Annotated in this window: 16 protein-coding genes; 3 read left to right on the top strand and 13 right to left on the bottom strand. The window is 41.4% G+C overall.

All coding sequences use genetic code 11. The features are described 5' to 3' along the window. The first annotated feature begins 233 nt into the window (after positions 1 to 233). A complete protein-coding gene (locus tag MHB64_RS14130) occupies positions 234 to 1,592 on the top strand; it encodes a PQQ-binding-like beta-propeller repeat protein (protein ID WP_341134650.1) in 1,359 nt (452 codons plus the stop codon). 43 nt (positions 1,593 to 1,635) lie between these two features. On the opposite strand, the gene MHB64_RS14125 is transcribed toward MHB64_RS14130, so the two are convergent. After that, on the bottom strand, positions 1,636 to 2,139 hold the full coding sequence (locus MHB64_RS14125; RefSeq protein ID WP_042127399.1) for a ferritin: 504 nt from the start codon (positions 2,137 to 2,139) through the stop codon (positions 1,636 to 1,638). 128 nt (positions 2,140 to 2,267) lie between these two features. Here MHB64_RS14125 and nagZ point away from each other — a divergent pair, with 128 nt between their 5' ends. After that, positions 2,268 to 3,566 carry a beta-N-acetylhexosaminidase gene (gene nagZ, locus MHB64_RS14120; RefSeq protein ID WP_094869827.1) on the top strand — a complete coding sequence of 433 codons (1,299 nt, stop codon included), beginning with the start codon at positions 2,268 to 2,270 and terminating at the stop codon, positions 3,564 to 3,566. A gap of 18 nt (positions 3,567 to 3,584) precedes the next feature. Here nagZ and MHB64_RS14115 read toward each other — a convergent pair whose 3' ends face one another. The 11 genes from MHB64_RS14115 to MHB64_RS14065 form a co-directional block, all read right to left on the bottom strand. Further along, on the bottom strand, positions 3,585 to 4,673 hold the full coding sequence (locus MHB64_RS14115) for an efflux RND transporter periplasmic adaptor subunit (RefSeq protein WP_094869826.1): 1,089 nt from the start codon (positions 4,671 to 4,673) through the stop codon (positions 3,585 to 3,587). A gap of 31 nt (positions 4,674 to 4,704) precedes the next feature. Beyond that, a complete protein-coding gene (locus MHB64_RS14110) occupies positions 4,705 to 6,078 on the bottom strand; it encodes an ABC transporter permease (RefSeq protein WP_179281574.1) in 1,374 nt (457 codons plus the stop codon). Next, on the bottom strand, positions 6,068 to 6,787 hold the full coding sequence (locus MHB64_RS14105; protein WP_094869825.1) for an ABC transporter ATP-binding protein: 720 nt from the start codon (positions 6,785 to 6,787) through the stop codon (positions 6,068 to 6,070). Before MHB64_RS14105 ends, MHB64_RS14110 begins: the two co-directional genes overlap by 11 nt. A gap of 39 nt (positions 6,788 to 6,826) precedes the next feature. Next, on the bottom strand, positions 6,827 to 9,412 hold the full coding sequence (locus MHB64_RS14100; RefSeq protein ID WP_094869824.1) for a hypothetical protein: 2,586 nt from the start codon (positions 9,410 to 9,412) through the stop codon (positions 6,827 to 6,829). Between the two features lie 136 nt (positions 9,413 to 9,548). Further along, complete coding sequence (locus tag MHB64_RS14095; protein ID WP_341134649.1) at positions 9,549 to 10,883, bottom strand: hypothetical protein; 1,335 nt, start codon at positions 10,881 to 10,883, stop codon at positions 9,549 to 9,551. Next, positions 10,880 to 11,968 carry a DUF58 domain-containing protein gene (locus tag MHB64_RS14090; RefSeq protein ID WP_341134648.1) on the bottom strand — a complete coding sequence of 363 codons (1,089 nt, stop codon included), beginning with the start codon at positions 11,966 to 11,968 and terminating at the stop codon, positions 10,880 to 10,882. The genes MHB64_RS14095 and MHB64_RS14090 overlap by 4 nt, the downstream gene beginning before the upstream one ends. Positions 11,969 to 11,971: 3 nt before the next feature. Further along, positions 11,972 to 12,949, bottom strand: a complete 978-nt coding sequence (locus MHB64_RS14085; protein ID WP_341134647.1) for an AAA family ATPase — start codon at positions 12,947 to 12,949, stop codon at positions 11,972 to 11,974. A gap of 139 nt (positions 12,950 to 13,088) precedes the next feature. Further along, positions 13,089 to 14,177, bottom strand: coding sequence for a GerAB/ArcD/ProY family transporter (locus MHB64_RS14080; RefSeq protein ID WP_094869820.1), 1,089 nt, complete (start codon positions 14,175 to 14,177; stop codon positions 13,089 to 13,091). A gap of 20 nt (positions 14,178 to 14,197) precedes the next feature. Beyond that, complete coding sequence (locus MHB64_RS14075; protein ID WP_341134646.1) at positions 14,198 to 15,355, bottom strand: Ger(x)C family spore germination protein; 1,158 nt, start codon at positions 15,353 to 15,355, stop codon at positions 14,198 to 14,200. After that, positions 15,352 to 16,794: a spore germination protein gene (locus tag MHB64_RS14070; RefSeq protein ID WP_341134645.1), complete on the bottom strand. Its 1,443-nt coding sequence runs from the start codon at positions 16,792 to 16,794 to the stop codon at positions 15,352 to 15,354. The genes MHB64_RS14075 and MHB64_RS14070 overlap by 4 nt, the downstream gene beginning before the upstream one ends. Positions 16,795 to 16,951: 157 nt before the next feature. Then, entirely contained in the window at positions 16,952 to 17,812 is an 861-nt protein-coding gene (locus MHB64_RS14065; RefSeq protein WP_094876065.1) for a DUF421 domain-containing protein, read from the bottom strand. Positions 17,813 to 18,018: 206 nt separating this feature from the next. Here MHB64_RS14065 and MHB64_RS14060 point away from each other — a divergent pair, with 206 nt between their 5' ends. Further along, positions 18,019 to 18,225 carry a DUF1657 domain-containing protein gene (locus tag MHB64_RS14060; protein WP_036678243.1) on the top strand — a complete coding sequence of 69 codons (207 nt, stop codon included), beginning with the start codon at positions 18,019 to 18,021 and terminating at the stop codon, positions 18,223 to 18,225. Between the two features lie 88 nt (positions 18,226 to 18,313). Here the strand turns inward: MHB64_RS14060 and MHB64_RS14055 are convergent, their stop codons facing one another. Further along, positions 18,314 to 20,062, bottom strand: a complete 1,749-nt coding sequence (locus MHB64_RS14055; RefSeq protein ID WP_094869816.1) for a sensor histidine kinase — start codon at positions 20,060 to 20,062, stop codon at positions 18,314 to 18,316. Between the last annotated feature and the right edge of the window lie 12 nt (positions 20,063 to 20,074).

The following is a 20,074-nucleotide window of genomic DNA, read 5'->3' as shown; positions in this document are numbered from 1 at the left end:
AAGAATAGTATTGTTCTATACTACACTCCGAGATTCGGGTGGGTCTAGAGAAACAGTGTTGCTAAGAGGCGTAATAGTTCCCTCCGTCAAATAGAGTTGCTAGGTCATAACTGTTTTGCGGAGTGTAACATAGTTTGCCTTTGTTCAACTTTAATTCCATTCTTATGAATAGTAACTTTTTGCCATTTATAATGTCTAATTATAGTAATCACTATTTTGAGGAGCGTGAAACGATGATTCAGTCTTTGCACAAGACTATGATTAAAGTTTTAGCTGTTACATGCATTGCATCCCCAATAGCTTACAACGGATCATTATCCGTCATTTCCGCAGAACAAGCCGTCATAAGTACAAGCTATCCTTATTACAATGAAGTCAAAGCACCCACTCTTACTCCTGTATGGTCGTTTTCGACCGCTATCTTAAAAGAAGATCGGATTACTGAGCAGAACGTTACAGCCCTTGCCGAGAATGGGAAAGTTTTTGCCTTGCAGCGGAATGAAAAACTAGTCGCATTGAATGCTATAACAGGTAAAAAAATGTGGGAATTCGGAAGTGCATTAGCTCCATTGTTCACTTACAGTAATGGATATATCTACGGACTGACCCAAAGTGGCTCTCTGTATGCTGTTAATGAAGCTGGTAAAAAAGCATGGTCGGCTTCATTATCACTACCTAAAGCCACAAGTATACAACGGTTAGGCTCCACCATTTATGTAACACAAGAGAGTCAACTTGCAGCGGTCGATGCTGTCAGTGGGAAGATCAAATGGAAGGCTGTCGAGGAGAGCAATAACTTTACAGGCTTATCAGAACTTATGGAAACCGATGGGGTTGTTATTCGAAGTTATCTCTCTCAGGGAGCCTTAACAACTGCCGCTCTTGCCGCTTATGACAGTCTGACAGGCAAAAAACTATGGGATCAGACCCGACAATGGTGGCCACTAGCAGTAAAGGATGGCCTTCTCTACTCCATGACCAATACGTTAATGCTTGATGATAACCCTGTAAATCGTAATGTAAAAGTTTCTGTATTCAACGTAAAAACGGGTGAACTTAAAGCAGAACGTTTATATAAATGGACAGATACCGACAATAAAGATGGAGTGTTCGCATTTGGTGGTGTCAATGGGACGGCGTTCTTGGACGGAAATGACTTCTATATTTTTCAGGGCAGCAAGCTTGTGAAATATAATTTCTGGAATTACTCAGCGGAAGGTAAACCTGTTCAAACCTGGACCTCTATGGCTAAAGAGAAGGATTATCCACTTCACCAAGTTCATCAACAAAGAATGTTATATTCCAATTATGATACGGGTACGCTATCCGCACTTAAACTTGGAAATGGGCAGGCTGTAGTGCTCAATAGTGGGGAGAATCCTGTCGTTCAGACGGATCTTTTTGGAAACGTGGTGTATAGTGGACAATCAGATGGCCTATTTCACGCTTATGATCTGTTGACTTTGAAGCCTATTTTTACCGTGAATACAGGATCTCGTAACTTTACTCCTTCGCTTAAAACCGGAGGCATGCTGATGATTCGAACGGATAATAAGCTGCTTGCCATTAAACTACCTTCAGCCATAAAATAAAAAAGCCTGATTTCTCAGGCTTTCAGATCTTCAATACCTTCACTTACTCAGCAGGTGCTGTAAAAGTACGTGCAGCAAACTCAGCATCTAGCATGTAGAAGGCGTTGCTATCTTTATCAATTCGTTTCAGTTTACTAATGATGTTGCTAAAGAGTGCTTCCTCTTCTACTTGCTCGTCAATGAACCATTTCAAGAAATAGATCGTTGCATGCTCACGCTCATCCAGCGCCAAGTCAGCCAAATGATAGAACCGTTTTGTGTTTTGTTGTTCATGCGCAAAAGCATGTTCAAAAGCATCCAGCATCGAACTGTACTCGTTCTTCGGTTCAGGTAGAGCTTCAAGTGTTGCCCGATTATCGCGATCATTAAGAAACTTATAGATTTTCATGGCATGGAATCTTTCTTCTTCAGCTTGAATCAGGAAAAAGTTTGCGAATCCATCCAGACTTTCACCGGAACAATAAGCAGCCATAGCTAGATAAACATGAGCGGAATAAAACTCGAAATTCATCTGTTCATTAAGTGCGTTCACTAATCCATCTTTCATCTTTCCGTCACCTCATAATTCAATTTTTTATATGTAAAGATTTAAGTTCATCTTATCACCGAGTATCTAAGTCAGCAAGGATTCATCCTTCTGACATCTAAATAAGCAACGAAGGGACGTCTTTTTTAATGAACAGATTCACTCGCAATACCCTAAAACTGAAATTCTCTGGCACCCTCTTATTGACTTCAGCTATGTTATCTATGGTTCTGTTAACTAGCTGCTCCAATAGCAGTAACAGTTCTCAAGCTGTCGCTACAAATGCGCCGACTGCTGAATCTACACCTACGCCAGTTACCAGTTCCACAGCAGCTCCCTCCTCAGAGAGTGATCCAATTGCTGTTCAGGTTTCCAGTATGAGCCTTGAAGAGAAAATTGGACAAATGCTCCTTGTTGGTATCGATGGAACCGTTCTAGATGATCAAGCAAAAAGGATGATTGCCGAAGACAAAGTCGGTGGAATCATCCTTTATAAGAACAATATTCAAGACCTGAAGAGTATGGTCAGCCTCATTAATTCCATGAAAGAGAGTAACAGAGGCAACCCTGCCCCTTTATTTATGAGTATCGATCAGGAGGGCGGAAAAGTCAGCCGGATGCCTAAGGAGTATGCTTCTTTCCCCTCTAATGGAAAGGTCGGTACCCGCAAGGATGCTAATGCTGCCGAAATGATGGGCAAGCTGCTCGCAAGAGAAGTATTGTCAGCAGGATTTAATATGAACTTCGCTCCCGTCCTTGATATCAATAGCAATCCAAATAATCCTGTAATTGGTGATCGTTCCTTCGGTAGCTCCGCTGAACTAGTCAGTACGCTAGGGATTGCCGAAATGAAAGGCATGGAGAGTGAAGGTGTAGTGCCTGTTGTCAAACATTTCCCTGGTCACGGAGATACTTCCGTCGACTCCCACCTTGAGCTGCCGATTGTGAATAAGAGCGCTGAAGAACTCGCTAAGTTAGAATGGCTCCCTTTTCAAGCTGCGATAAAAGAGGAAACAGATGCCGTTATGGTCGCTCATATTTTGTATCCGAAACTTGATCCCGATAAACCCGCATCTTTATCAAGTAAAATCATTGGTGAGCTACTTCGTGATGATATGAAATATCAAGGACTCGTAATCACAGATGACCTAACTATGGGAGCGATCATGAAGAATTATGACCTTACCACAGCTGCGGTAGATACTATAAATGCAGGCAGTGATATCTTACTTATCGCTCACGGCTATGATAATGAGAAGCGGGTACTAGAATCGCTTCTGGACCATGTAAAAAAAGGCAAGGTACAGGAATCACGGATTGATGAGAGCGTCTATCGGATTTTAGCCTTGAAAGCTAAATATAATCTATCCGATGAGCCAGTTCCGGTTCCTGACCTTACCGAGCTAAATAAAAATATTAAATCTTGGCGACTCACGATTGAGAAATAGGCTTAGGTCTATTCCAATCTATTGAAGCACAACAACATCTCCAACCTTTAACCCTGAGACGGCCTCTGTTTTGTCAGCCGTCTCCATGCCCACTTTGATATCTCTTCGTTCATATTCCCCATTGCCTTTATCCACCATCACGTAGGAGAGATCCCCTTCATGCATGACTGCGATGCTGGATACAACGATGGCATTTTCCTTGCGAACCGTCTCGATTTCTCCGCTCAAACTTAGTCCACCAATTAAACGCTCGTTAGGTTGCAGTGAGATTACCACTTCAAATTGCGGAACCGAAGTAGCGGTAGTATTTTGACCCGAAGCAGTCTTAGCAAATTTAGATACCTTAGTCACTTCTCCAGACAGCTTTAAATCTTTTAAAGCTGTCATTTTAACATCGACCTTCATTCCCGTCTTAATACGGAAGACATCTTGTTCACCTACAAGTGCTATGAATTCAAGCTTGTTCATATCTACAATTTTGCCGATGTATTGATTATCTGTTACCGTTTGCGGAATTTCACTCGCACTGTCAAATAGAAAAACACCTGTTGCAGGAGCATGGTAGAGGGCTGTATTTAGCTTAGCCTTCTTTTCTTTTAATTCACGAGCCTGTATTTCAGCATTTACTTGGTTAAGCTCATTCCCTAGTCTTGCTGATTCTTGGGCTGCAAGTGCCTTTATACGTTCAGCTTCTGTTGCACCAAGGGCTGCATTCTCCTCGTCCTGCTGACTAACAAATTCATTTAGTTCCGCTTCTAGCTGAGCCTTACGAATGGTCGCCTCTTGAGTAGCAATTTCATTCTTTAGGGCTTCCTGATCGAGGGTAAACAGTAAATCCCCCTTCTTAACTTGAACACCATTCTCAACCTTCCACTTGGTTACCTTTGAAGCATATGGTGCATATACAAGCGTTTCCTGCTCATATTGTGAATTCCCTTTGACCTGAACAGAGTTGGTGATGGTTTCCTGTGTCACTTCAAAAGTTATCGCCTGTGGGGGTTCAACAGGTTCTAGCTGTGCCTCGGTTTTATACATCTTGGTGTATACAAAATAACCTGCTGCAATAATGATCAATACCAATACAATCCACTTGATTCTCCTCTTCATCACTTCTGCTTCCTTTCAACTAAAAAAATAGCTAATCCCGTTTTATCGCCGTGAGCGCATTTGTTCTGGATGCGCTGATCGCCGGATAGATTCCCGATAGTACGCCTGTCATTACCGCAAATGCGATCCCTATTGGAAGGGTCATCAGAGGAATAGTGATTACTAAGGGCTCACCCATCCCCATTCCTCCTGTGGAACCAATCAGCTTATTTATGCCAAACACAATCAAGTACGAAAAGCCTATACCGAGCAGCCCACCAAGCATACCGAGCAATGCCGCCTCTGTAATGAACATATTTCTGATTTGCCCCATATTGGCGCCTAGCACCTTCATAATACCGATCTGGCGACGACGCTGATGGGTGGACATGGTCATCGCAACAATGATCGAGATCGAAGCAATAATTAAAATGAATATACCAATACCAAGCGCTGCTTTTTTGAACATACTGAAAGTAGACGCCATCGCCTCTTTTTGATACAAATTCGTACTTGTATTTAGTGTGAGTTTCTGGATAAGCTTCTCCACTTGCACAATATTGTCAGTATTGTCGACCTTTACAATGGCTGAGTTATAAACACCCTTCTGCCCAACGGTTCCATTCATTAGTTTCAGTTGTTCTACTAGCCGCTCACCCGTCTCTAACGACACGTACATCTTCTTGTCGTACATCGCCATATCAGGGTTCCCCCCAGTATCCAATATCCCAACAATTTGAATGGGTGAGCTGACTAAGGACTGTCCACTTTGAGAAGCAGGATCATATGATTGTAATTGAACCTGTTGTTTGTACATATCCGACGGAAGCATGCTTAAACTGTTGTATTGTTCCATGATTTTATTATTATACGGATCTGAATTCAGCTGTTCAAAAAGACGTTGCCGAGTCTCGACATCTATTAACCCTACAGTTGCTCCATAGTTTAGCACTGCCATTCCAATCAAATCAGAAGGACCACCTTGCTTGAACGTCTTGTCGTATTTCGTTAGCAACCGAAGGTCCGTTCCGATAAGCTGTACATCTGTAATTTTATTATCGATAGTAGTCATTTGTATGTAGCCAAGCTCTTGAAAAGGTGCTGCTGCGGTAACATGCCGCAGGCTTTGGATAATTTCTAGTTTCTGAGCCGTCAGCCTGCCGGGATCGAGCTTTGCATCAGAAGCAGAAGCTCCACCCCCTCCCCCTTGTGAAGGGATGCCGCTGTTCGGAGTCACCGTTATTTCATCCATTTTGAAATTCCGGTTAATTTCCCGCTCCGTATAGCTTTGCGCGGAATCTCCTATACTTAAAGCAACAATAATAGCAGCACAGCCAATCGATATACCTGCCATACAAAGACCTGTGACAACTTTCCGTCGTTTGACTTGCTCCCAAGCCAAACGTGAAATATCACTAATCCTCAATGCGTTCCCCCCCTTCGAGTTCTGTATCCGAAGAAGTTGGTTTCTCAGTAATCATATATCCGTCCTGAAGCGTGAAAATCCGTTGCATTTGTTCAGCAACTTTGAGCTCATGTGTTACTACGATGAAGGTGGTCTTCATCTTCTTGTTCAGGTTAAGCAGGATATTGATAATTTCCTCTTCTGTCTTTGAGTCCAGATTTCCGGTCGGTTCATCTGCGAAAATAACGGACGGTTCTGTGATCAAGGAACGTGCAATACTGACACGCTGCTGCTGTCCGCCAGACAACTGTGAAGGGAACAGGTCGGCTTTATCCGGAATGCCGACCCCTTCCAGCAAGGCCAGAGCTTTTTGCTTACGTATTGATGGTGAAACGGATTGGAACACAAGCGGCAACTCAACATTTTCCCGGACAGTCAAGCTAGTAATCAGCTCATAAGCTTGAAAGATAAACCCGATATGCTTCCTACGAAATTCAGATAGCTTGTTTTCGCTCATCTTCACAATATCTTGGTCAGCAATGTAAATGTGGCCTTCCGTAGGCTTCATCAGACCTGCCATCAGGTTGAGCATGGTTGACTTACCGGAACCCGAGCTCCCCAGTAATGCAACCATCTCCCCCTTTTTCACAGAAAAATCTATTTGATGAAGGACTGCCGTCGTTTCATTACCATTCTTAAAAGAATGCGTTACATTTTCCACTCGCAACATTGGAGCTGCTCCTTCTCGTACATTAATAGATATGAATTCTTACTTCTCAGTTACTGATCTATCGATCTTTATGCTATATGCCTGGCTGGCTAACTCGATCCGTTCTCCTTGGAACTCATCATACAGCGTGATTCTGTAGGCGCCACCTGACAAGTTTTTATACATATTATTGGTAAAGGTTGCAGTATACGAGTTGTTATTTCCTTCGAGAAGTTCAGTCCCGATGTTCAAGCTTCGTTCCTGTGATAGACCATATGGATCTGTCATTTTGAGCACCAGCTTATGGGTGAAGGTTCCCATGTCATAGGTACTGTCACGAAGAAGGTTATAATTCATAACGATATCTATTGTGTTACTACCTTGCATAGATCGCCCTTCCGAACTTAGAACAGACATCGTGTACGGATATAGCGCCACCTTCGTCAAGTTATTCTCCGGTGGAGTAGAAACTGGATTTAGACTCAATGAAGCAATGTTAATGAACCCAGTTGGTTCCTGCCCAGGTTCAGACAGCTTATTTCCAGTAATCCCTGGACCTAGATACATACTAACGTCTGATGGAATAACGGATTTAGGCAATTTTGCCCAGTACGTAATTAATTGCTTACCACCCGGTGTAGCTGAAGTATCTGGCTGATTCACTGTTGCTTCGAATAGCTGGCCATCTCCCGTTTTAAAGTAACCCTGAAGGCGAGCCATTTTGCTTTGTCTTTTTTCCTCACTGCTAAGCAGTAGTTCTGTATATACGATATTAGAATTGAGACCTTCATAAATAATGGTTTTGTTCTCTTGAACACTAGCGTTCTTGCCTTTACCGGTTATTGCATAACTTCCCCCACGTTCAATAGTCGCTACAGCATTCATCGTACTGTTCGTGCTAAGCGATAGGAACGAGCTCTTCTCTTCTTTTACCGTTGTAAAGAGGTTCACTTTTAATTTATCGAACTCTTGCGTATAAGGGATTTTGGCAAATACATAGATCTCCGCATTTTTTCCTGGCGCAATGATCGAGGTTTCCTTGTCCATAAACAGTTCTGTTGAAGAAGATACATCGTCATTGTCTACCTGGACAGATCCTTTTAATTCTGGAAGCGTTAATGCCACCGATTGGGAATTCTTAATATTTATTCTTGCAACAACGATATCATCATCTTTCCAAGGAAAACGCTGTAATGACAGCAAGTTATAAGTGAAAGAGCCGTATTCATTCGATGCGCTATACTCCACGCCTTGTTGAATCTCGGGTCGTAGCGTATAGGAAATTGTGTAGTAAGCAACGGGTACTGTCAGCTTGGCTGTATTTCCCGTACTTACATTATTCCCTTCAGATCCAGTTCCCTCACCTGCACTGCCCGAATCTGGATTAGCTGGAGCTGAAACAGCCTCTATCATTTGCAATTGCAGCGAACTCTGCTCAACCTCAAGCGGAATTTGTGCGGTAAGCGGAATGATTTTTTCCTCCAAAGGCTTTATAGTTAAGCCGCTTAATCCCTTCGCATTGATCGGAAAGGCTGTCCCTGTTGAAGATTTAACGGCAAGCTCATAAGTTGGCAGCGTAACTGTCGTCTTCCCTACATTTTTCACTCGAAGCTGGAAGGTCCAAATCCCTTTATTATTCTCAGCGTATACGTTTGCGTTGTTTAACTGAGTTTCTATCGGATTATTATTAATGGTGATTTTCTTGGTCACACCTTTACCTACCACCAAGTTAGGTGTTGTAGCTGCTGGAAGCTTGTACGAAGATTTAGCGATCTCTAGCTTCAGTGCTTCATCTTTTTGCGTAAATTGCAGCTTCATATTGTCCGTCTTCATATAAGGAGGAATCTCGGCAAGATAATAGATAATCTTCTTCTCCTGCGGCTGAATCTTGTAACTAATCTGAGAACGATCAAGTGCTAATTCATACGAACTGCCACCTGCAGAGAGTAAATAAGCCGCATAACCCGGATCACTGAGTACCTTGCTGCCCTTATTAGTCAGGCTTATTCCCACCTTGGCATAAACTTTCCCATTATATTTATAGAGCTCCAAGGACTCACTTTTGGCGATGACAGGAATGTCATTCATTGTGGTGCTAACATTTTTTCCATTTACGGCAGTTGGGGAATAATTAGCTGGCACAGTAAAACTTCCTGCATGCTTTAAATAACCTTTGGTTTTGGAATCCCATACATACATGGGAATCTTAATCCCTTTTAAAGAATTGGTCTTGCCTATGTTGACGTAATATGTAACCCGCAAGCTTTCTTTAGCACCAATCTTCTTCTTAGCCGCGTCAGCGCTCAGAGGGTTACCTGGAATAACAGAACCCCCTGGCGTCGTCACTCTCGAAAAATAGTACATTAGGTTTGCGTTTTTACTGCTCCCATTCGAATAATTCAGGGTATAGGTTAAAATATTCCCACCAGGTTGTGACCAAACATTGACATCTTCTAATGTAGCTTTGATATTTGCACCTAAAGAAATGGAACCCAGATTGCTAGGGGGTGTTACTGTCGCCGCAGCAACAGCTGGATTGGTACGAACAGCATTAGCGGATGCCGCTGAAGCTGTATGGCCAGTCAGTTGACTGATGACAAAGGTACTTAATAGTAAAACAACATATGTACTGCTATGCTTTCTCATTTACTTCCCTCCACGAGTATTTTGCTAGAATTATTATAGTAGTAACTGCAAATCCAATTGTATCCATGTTGTAACACTTTTGAAGCGTTTGTAACCTATTTGTTCCTATTTACACGAATTTGAAGAATATTCTATTCTATAATTTCAATTCATCTTTCAATGCAGCCACATCATCCGCAGAAGGTTTTTCTTCTCCATATCTAACTTTTTCATATAATTCAATTAATGAATTCGACGTATTAACCGTACGTTCTTCGGCCTTATGTTTAACCTTGTTAAGAGCAGTCCATTTTATAATATCGTCTTCTGTTTCCTTCGGCGTAAGATAACTCTTAACTTCATAACCATGATCGTGCTTCAAATGAAGCCAACGCCGATATAACCAACGAACACGTTCCGTTTCACTATTCATCTGCTCCCAGCGGTCTTTTCGATGTCTTGGTGTAAGGCGAGTACTCCAGAAATCCTTAAGACCTTGAAGCGTTTGTTCCCATGTAAATACACTTTTTTCCTCATCAAGATAAGTTGTATTGTTCTTTGGAGTATGCTCTCTGCGCAGCATGGATAACAAGGCATCCATGGCTCTCTTTAATTTCCCGCCGGCATTTCTATACAACCACCGAAGTCCATAATAAGCTGCAACGCCCAATAACACTGCTCCAGCAACATATAAAGCAACATCTAATATAGCAGCTAGTAGACCAGGCTTTTCATCTCCAACAAAAGGTAGTTCCGGACTCGCTTGAGGCTGTTCTACGGGCGGAGGTAGCGGCTCACTTGACCCTGAGAATAAATTACTAATCCATCCGAAGAACGAACGTACCATATTCCATAGCAGTGTCCCTATAGCTTTTCCGACTCCCGCCGCTAACACTGCCGCAACAATTCCTATTCCAATGACATAAATACGATTATACCTTTGTAATCCTTTTGGCAAAGCTTTGCCCTCTTGAGAAAGCGTACTATATTGTAAATAACTACTATTATAAATAAATAATGTGAGCAATAGACACAAACTACCGCACCAGGTCAGGAGTGTAACACTCTCCTCCAAATCGGTAATTCTCCCAAAGACAATGGTCGCAACAAAATAGATTACCATACCTATCCAATACTTCTTACTGGATTGTTCTCTAGAGTCAGCAGTCATACCGAGAAAAGCGCATATAAAACCTGCGACACCTAAAGGCAGACTCTCGATAGACAGACTTCCTGCTGACAAAGCCCCAACCACCGTCCCAAGGATTAGAGCAGACAGCAGCTGCTTCCATCTAACACTACATTGTTTTCGTAGCAGAATACCTACTAATGATATTAGTGGTATGGCGGTCAGCCACATAGGTTCAACTTGCTTGGGTAGTACATAAACCTGAAACAGAATCCATACAGGTAAAACTAATAATAGTTCTAGGATGGAGAATATCCAGAGTTTGACCGTATTCCATACGTAACCAGATAACGGAAGTTTCATGCGCTCTCTCCTCCCTGTTCCGGAATATCCAGCCATTCTACACCATTGCCCAACACCAATAAGAGGTCAGCAGCCTCTTGTAATTGTGCTCCTCTATGACAGCTAATGATCAAAAAGTCTGTATCACTTATTCCACTCTCGGCCTGCATGGCTAGCAATCGACTCATAGGAAGCGTTCTGTCTAGCTCCAGTTTCGCTAACAGCTCTAGCAAGTCTTCCAGCTCAGCCATAGATTCTGCTTCAACAGGATCTCTTTCGCCCCCGTTATCCAATCTGCCGTTACAGATAAATCCCGTCTCAATTCCATGGCGCATGGCGTATTCGGCAATAGTGGCTGCATACCGTATCCCTTGCTCGATACGTTCAACATCTGTTACCGCTCTCCACATGGAATCACTGTCCTCTATATTCAAACAAATGACGAGCCTGGAATCCGCAGTGTAATCTTTCTTATGCACCTGCATAGTCCCTGTGCGCGCTGTTGCCTTCCAGTTTATAAGCCCCATAGAATCTCCTGAGCTATACTCGCGAATACCTGCAGTCAGGAAAGGATCTTCTACGATCCATCTTTTCACTGGAAGTTCACCCAGCCAGCTATGTATCGGAAGCGGAAGATCGTCTAAATTCAACAAATTAGGATAAACTAATAACTCTAATTGAAGAGGATACGTTTTATTTTTCCGGATCAATCCGAAGGGATCTCCAGTGGTCATGGTGACCGATTCCAAACGGTATATCCCGCGCCGCTCGCAAATTACTTGATGCCGCCGTTTAATATGACGGTAAGATTTAAGAAAGAACAAGCTGATATGATTCTGGTAGATTTCACCCGTGCTAATGCCGAGATTATCCTGACTTCCAAATGCCAAGCCTCTGGCAATACTAGATTCCAGTCGAAGCCAAGGTAAGGGCAGGAGCTTTGCATTCACGATCTCCTCAATCATCTCAAGGTTATCCCCTTCATAAGCGACTTTCGTCGAGAAATACCGAGTGTAACTAAGCGCTTTCAGACCATTCCATTCATAGATCACGGCAAGTAGGAACAGGAGCGCTATTGTAATAAAAATGAACCAAGGCAACGCCATAGCTCATTCCACCTTTCCGCCTCTTAAGGACGCAACAAGTTCTGTTGGCACTTCTACCTCACGAAGCACTTGTATCACAATTTCTGCGGACTGACCCTCTTTTGAACCTAATCCACGATGAAGCAGTAGACGATGTGCAAGCACCGGAACAGCTACGGCTTTAATATCATCTGGTGTAACGTAAGATCTACCTTGAATTAGAGCATATCCTTGAGATGATCTGAGCAATGCTCCGCTTGCACGTGGGCTCGCCCCTAGTTTTACTGCCGTAGATTTACGAGTAGCTTCCGTAATCCGAACGATATAGGCTAGCAAATCATCACTAATACTCACAGAAGCGGCCAAATGCTGTGCAGCTTGAATATCTTGAGCGCTAGCCACAGCAAAAGTCTCTTCAAGCGGATTATTCTCACGGAAACGCTGTAAAATATGAATCCCTTCGTCAAATGAAGGATAACCCGTAGTAATCCGCATCAGAAATCTATCTAATTGAGCTTCGGGCAACGGAAAAGTGCCCTGGTTATCAATCGGATTCTGAGTAGCAATAACGAGAAAAGGTGCTTCAAGACCATGAGTCACACCATCGATCGTGATTTGCCGCTCCTCCATACATTCCAGCAGACTGGATTGTGTTCTTGGTGTTGCACGGTTAATTTCATCAGCCAATAAAATATTCGCAAATACTGGACCTGGTCTAAACTGAAATTCACCTGTCTTTTGATTATAAAAATTAATCCCGCTTAAATCTGAAGGCAGCAAATCTGGTGTAAATTGTATACGCTTAAATGTACAATCTAAAGATTTTGCAAGGACCTTGGCTAGCAAGGTTTTACCAGTACCCGGAACATCTTCCAGCAGAACATGGCCATTCGCAAGTAATGCGGTTAGTAGCAGATCTACTCCATCCTCTTTTCCAACAATGACTCTAGCTAGATTGGTTCTAATAGATTTGATGAGTTCGGTAACTTCTTGAAGATTCATGTAAATGCACCATCCAATCTGAGGAAATTATTGTAATAATTCCTTTCATCATAACAGAAAGTGTATCCAATATATAATTCACAAGAAAAGGCCCTGCCAATTAAAAAGGCAGCACCTAGATTTCCCTCTCTGTTTTCATTTACCTCGCCGTTTTATTCCGATATCGAAAGTAAGCCGTGATGGCATAATAGATCGGGATGCTTTCAACAATTAGCCAAATGACAACAATAGCATAACTATTATAGTGTTTATAATAACTGCCTATGTGTCGTGAATATAAAAAAGCTATCGATATTGAAGCTATTGTTAAGAAGGGAATGTACATTTTTCTAGCTTTTGTATTAAACAAGCCCGATACACATCTAGAGGCTACGTAGATAAGAAAAGAGCTGTGAATGAACATAGAAGATGACCATATTCCAATTAAGAGCGGATCCGAATTACCTAGCAAATTATCTTGTTTGGAGCTACGCACCAATTCAAGGAAAGGATATTGCAGTTGCTGACCCAAGTGTGGACCAAAACTCATCATCGTCAGTGACCAACCAATTAAGACAGTGACTAGGACAAATACCCCTGTTAATACTAATTTTTTGAGCATCTTCGCTTCAAGCTTTAGATCGGGCACAACAAACAAGAGGACAATCCATTCTCCAAACCATGACATGACTACAATAGAGTCTTTCAGGGCAATCCCGGGATCATGATAATGAATGAAGGCTGGCAGCATATTGAAGTCCGCATTCGGTAGAAATAAATTAAATAAAATGATCATCGTGATGAAAAAAACAAGAAAAAGACCATCCGCCATATACGCTATCGTTGTAAAGCCTAAACTTGCCGTATACATAATCACCAGCCCAATTACACATTGAATAAACAGAGGCGGAGTTCCTCTCAAATAATTAGAACCAAAGAATAGCACAAAGTTCTCAATATCATAAGATGCATAATAAACACACCAGCTTAAGAGCAATAGAAGCATGAACTTGTGTGGCCATTTACCTATGATCTCTTTTCCAAAGCTAACCCACGCTTGATTAGGGCGCAACATACCGACGTAAAAAGTAAACCACAATAAGATCAACCCTAATAATGACCCCACTATTAATGCAATCCAGCCTTGATAGGATGAAGTAGCAATTAGAGTCGGAATCAAAAAAATAGTGGTTTGAGAGCTGAAGAAAATAATGAAAAAACGGAACAGCTGCCATTTCGATGTTCGCATAACTTCTCCCTCTAAACGTCTTATTTTGCTGTTCCAAAATCCACAATGCTAAAATCTGTCTTCACCTTTATATCAGCCTCTTGAGCGTAATAATTATCCCAGCGCTCTCTAACTTGCTTCCATTGCTTTGGATCGTTCCATTCCAGTAACAATCCGAGCTGTAGAATATCGGCACCTGCTTTTTGGGTATTACGAATAGCTTCGGTAAGATTATCAGAGACTTTCTCTTTAAGCTTTGCAATGATAATTTGGCCGAGTTCCTCTGCATCCCTATTCTTAGGGTCCCTTAAATAAATAACACTAGCTTTCCCCTTTAAATTGACTGTGAAAACAGGACCTTTATCCGTTTGATTTAACTTCTTTGATGATTTCGTGCTTACAAATATAACACTTGCGCCACCATTGCCCTCATCCCAATCGACGGAGTAAACTGCCAGCTTAAGACTGCCTGCCGCCCAAGCTAATGCCCTTCCCTCTTTAAGCTTAAGAACTCCTTTCATCTTATCTTTTTGAAACAGCATTGCCCCTTGGATTCCTGCCCAATACTCCGGTTTTCCATCCTTAGATGCTGCTTCTTCTTTTTTACCAAAGGAAAGATTGTTTATAGCAAAACCAACACCTGATGCTTCTGCAAACAAGCAATCCTTAACTGTAGTAGAAAACAAATATCTCTCTGATCCAAAGTTCTTTAGTACATCCGAAGGCAATTGCTCGTAAATAGGTGCTAGTGTACTCATTTCTTTGGCACTTCCGGGGCTAGCCATAACATACGCACCCAGAGGAAGACTAGGTTCTCTTTCAATCCATAGCAGTAGTTCACTTATGCCTTGTTCAGCAAAGGTTTTCCCTAAGACAATTACTTTTAATTGAGCAAGACTAAGTTTACGTGTTAAATCTTTTTGAATTAACAACATAGCGTCTGCAATCGTTCCTGAGGTCTTAGAAACTGTAGAATAAGTTTTCCCGTCTCCTCCTCCGCCACTTGAAGGTTGTCCAGCTGCGTTAAGCCGATTGGGCAAGGGTGAGTTAATCGTAATTTCAATAGTACCTTGTTCTTTGCCTTCATCAATAAACATTCCGTATACAAATGTTAGTTCATCCAATTCTACATTTGACGACCAGCAGCCTGTTATATTTAGGAGCAAGATTACAATCACTCCTATCTTCAGGATTCTCATTTCTCTTTCTGTCTCCTTTTATTCCTATCTGTATAGAGGTTGCTGCGTTTCGTCATAAAGTTCGAGGGAAACCGGGCTAATGTATCCTTCCAGTCCTGTAACACAAATGGGGCAACGGGTTGCAAATATGGAGCACCTAACGGCCTTAAATTAGCTAAATGTCCATAAATCAAAAAAGCTGTAATATATACCCCGAGCAGCCCCATGGTTCCACCCATAATCAGTAACGGGAAACGAAGTAGTCGGAAAGTCAGACCAAGCTCATAATGGGGGATGATATAAGTGGCAATTCCAGTAATAGAAACAACAATAACCATTGGTGCAGATACAATTCCTGCTTGGACCGCAGCCTGACCAATAACGATACCCCCAATAATTGAAACCGTCTGCCCAACAGGCTTTGGAATTCTAGTCCCAGCCTCTCTAAGCGCTTCAAAGGTTAGCTCCATAATTAAAGCCTCGGTAAGCGCTGAGAATGGAATGTTCTCTCTCGCTGAAGCAATGGTAATTAACAGATTCGGTGGAATGATTTGAGGATGAAAGGTTGTAATCGCTACATAAAGTGATGGAAGAATCATGGAAATGATTGAGAACATAAATCGAACAATACGAATCCAGCTTGCCGCATAAAAGCTTTGGTAATAATCCTCAGAGGATTGCAGCATTGTAAAAAGGGATGTCGGTGCAATCATTGCAGTTGGTGTTCCGTCTTGTAATATTCCGACCCGACCTTCCATCAGCGAAGCCGCTACTGAGTCAGGGCGTTCTGTATATTGAAATACCGGAAAAGGGGTGAAGTTTCCCTTTCTCAAATGTTCCGATAGGTAACTAATACCCAGTATCCCGTCAATATCTATTTCATCGAGTTTCTGTTTAATCTCAGCTAGAACTTCTTTTTTGTAAAGTCCTTCAATATAGACCACATACACATCAGTTTTTGTATATTTCCCAATTGAATAATGCATGGTTTTTAGATCCGGATGTTTAATTTTATGTCGAATCAAAGAGAGATTCGTTTCAATATCTTCAATGAAAGCCTCTTGGGGACCAATCACTACAAGTTCGTTTTGTGATTCGGTCACTGATCTTTTTTGATATTGGGTAATTTCAAAATAATAAACATAAGGAAGGTCCTCTATATAAAGCACTACTTTCCCTGCAACGATCAAATCTACAATCTTTTGTAGGTCATACATCTTAAAATAGGAGACGGGAAAAACAACGCCTTGATCTAACCGTTCTAAGAAGTCAGGCCATTCTAACTTTACATTGGCTTCTGCGATTAGCGGTAATGCAATACTTTCATGAAGTGTCTTAGAATCGATGATGGAGGGTAAATAGATCAACTGACAGGTATGCCCATGAACAGAAATGTTCTGATACACCGTATCACTGCTTCCCACCAGTTGATCTTTAATGGTCTCTAAAATTCCTGACATTGGCTGTATACCTCCTTTTTTTGCGTTGTATCAATCTGGCTTAGTTTGCCAATGGTTTACCAGGTTTATACTTTCTACTCCATTTAGCTGCAGACAAAGAAAGAACCGGAATGAATAACCGGTTCTTTCGTGTTTTTGTATGAGGTTTGTTAGCCCATCAACTTTGGATTAAAGGCTTTAGCACTTTCAAAGATGCTTGCAATTGCTCTGAGCACTGTTCATACATTTTTTTTGCTTTTTCATTATCTGTCGACAAACTGAACATTTCCAGATCCGCTTCACATTTTTTGAGCAAAGCATATAATTGTGGTTTATCTTGTGGCTGTGGAACTTTAAAGTTATCAGCATACAAATCGACCGTCAGCTCACCGTAAGAATCAACTTGCCCGAGAAATACATTCTCGACGGTTAGCCCCATTTTCTCAAGCGCTCCATCAAGCCAGCTGCGTGTCAGATTTAAGGTGTCTAGCGGTTTATCTAATACTTTCCCATCCATGATGACAGCTTGTGATTCTTTCTGTGGGGCTACCCTCACACCCAGATCCTTTGCCGATAGCGGGAGATACTCCTTCTTAAGCAGAATATTTATCGCTCCGTCAGACTCCATAATCGCAAACTCAACTTCAGATATGTTGAATACATCTTTAGCACGAAGTTTCGCTAATAATTCATCTGTAGTCAAGAGTTCCTTTTTCATATTATCTTCGAGTATTTTACCGTCCTTAATAAGTACAGTAGCCTTAAAATCAATAAAATCTCTTGCTTTCTTACTCTTGGTCTGAACAAATTCAATACCAAGCGAACAGGCCACCCAAACCACAAGTGCAATCAGGCCCAAATGCCAATACTTATCGGTGTCCATAGAAATGTAGGCGGCCAAGCTACCGATGGTTATTCCCGTAATGTACTCAAAGAACGAAAGCTGTGAAACTTGTCTCTTTCCCAACAATTTCGTTAATAAGAAAAGGACTACCACAGCAAAGAGTGTTCGAACTACAACCTCCAACCACTCCGGCATTACAAATACCCTCCTTTTAAATCAACCCTTGTTTATTAACACTCATTATTTGTTAAATACGGTTTATTCAATCCTAAATTAGACTACTTTTTTATGGAAATCGGGTTGCTTGAAACGTTTGTATTTTTTTCCTGCATAACTAAAGTGGGGGTTGAGGACAATAGGAAACGTCATGCTAAAAACTTTAAACAGAGGAGAGAAACCTAATGACAGTAGCCTCACAAGTAAAAACATGTTTATCTTCTTTAAAAGGTGCACAAGCGAGCCTTGAGCAATTTGCACTTGAAACACAAAACGAAAGTGCAAAAACGTTATTTACAAATGCAGCTGAGCAAACGCAGCAAATCGTAACACAGGTTGAAAATCGGGTAACTGAATTAGAGTCTGAAGAACCTCAATACAAAGGCTTCTAAATTTATCACTTGAACAATCAAAGGGGTCTTAAAGCTAGCACTAACTAGCTTTAAGACCCCTTTCTCTATAACACAACAACAATGCGCCTTACTTTCTTTTTTTGGCAGGAATCAAGATCTGAACTGAAGTGCCAATTCCGACACGACTAAAAATAGTTACGCCATACTCAGGCCCATATTGCAGTTTAATCCGTTGATCCACATTACGGACGCCATAACCGGTGTTCGTATGACCCTTCGAATCGAATATTTGATCAATCCGTTCCTGTCTGATGCCTATACCATCGTCAATGATTCGGAAGAGAATACTATCGCCTTCCTTACGTCCTACTATCCGCAAATGAATGTGATCGCCGCACCAAGCATGCTTTAGCACGTTCTCGATAAAAGGTTGTAGAATCAGTTTAATAGTCTCGTAAGGCCAGATCCCTGTATCAAAATCAAACATAACCTCCAAACGGTCACCATATTTAATTTTCTGGATTTCTAAATAGGCGTTGGCTTGCTCAATTTCGGTTGGAACCGGAATCATCGTACGGCCTTCATTTAGTGTTAAACGATAAAACTTCGCTAACTCCAGTACCATCTTCTGCAGCTTCTCATTTTGACCAAACTTGGCTAATTGAATAATAGACGATAATGTATTGTACAGGAAATGTGGGTTGATTTGCGATTGTAGGATTTCAAGCTCCGCTTCTTTCTTCTGGAGCTGCGTCAGATATACCTCTTTAATCAACATATCAATATTCTCACCCATATCATTCAGCGCAGTTGCTATCTGAGAGAATTCATCCTTCCCCCGATATTTTATACGCTTGTGAAGATCACCTTCCCGATAAGCATTAAGCACATATACGAACTTATTAATCCGAATCGAAAAATAACGGGATATAAATATGCCTACAAAGCTAAAAACCACACAGCATATGAGACACATTAAAATAATAAACAAACGTACCTTCATTGCATCCTTTTCAAGGATTGCAATTGGAACAAGCGCGATTAATTGCCATGCTTGGTTAGCAACCATAATCGTTTCTTTAATCGTAAGGTAATCCTTATTTAGTTCGGCTTCATTAGTATAGTTCTCCGGTAGTTCACCCGATTGATACATCGTTCTTCCAAACTCATTTTTTATAATTAAATTACTTCCTTTTCCTATCTTCGTATAACTGACACTGTCAAATAGATCTGGAATTCTTACATTAATCCGCAGGAATCCTATCTCTTTAGGCTTAAGAGGTTCGTATGTATCAATTAGTCTACGGAGCAACGAGATGCGGTTATTCTCTACATCGCTCTCGATCTGCCACCATTTCATAGTTTCTGCGTACTTTTCAGTTGGAAAATCATAGTACCAGGATTTACCTTCAATTCGTTTCATGTGGTAGAGATGATAAAAGCTACTATTATCCAAATAGCCCTCAAGTGAATTCGAATAGATCTCAGGGATCGATTCATTCTTTAAGAATAGCGACATTCCTATTTTCACACCTGTAGATTGAATAGCTACGTCAAGCTTCGGCAGCACCTTCTTAGACATCCGATCGTAATTTTCCCAGCCTTCCTCATAACTCCGAAGATTTCGATAAAAATCAAAATCACTGTATAATTGCGTTGATATTCGAGTAACTTCGTCCATTTTATAATCAATATTGTCACGTATCTGCAATAACGTTCCTTTAATATTCGTATTGATATGTTCGCGCAATGAATCATTATACATGGAATGAGAGACGAACCCTATCAAGGATATAGGAATAATAATAAAAAACATATACGTCAGCATTAACTTATACCCAATCGGCACATATTTATGTCTTCTTCGCATTTTCATAGAACATCATCC

Source organism: Paenibacillus sp. FSL K6-2859 (assembly GCF_038008265.1).
GTDB lineage: Bacteria > Bacillota > Bacilli > Paenibacillales > Paenibacillaceae > Paenibacillus_AQ > Paenibacillus_AQ nitricinens.
This window is presented reverse-complemented; position numbering and strand designations above follow the sequence as displayed.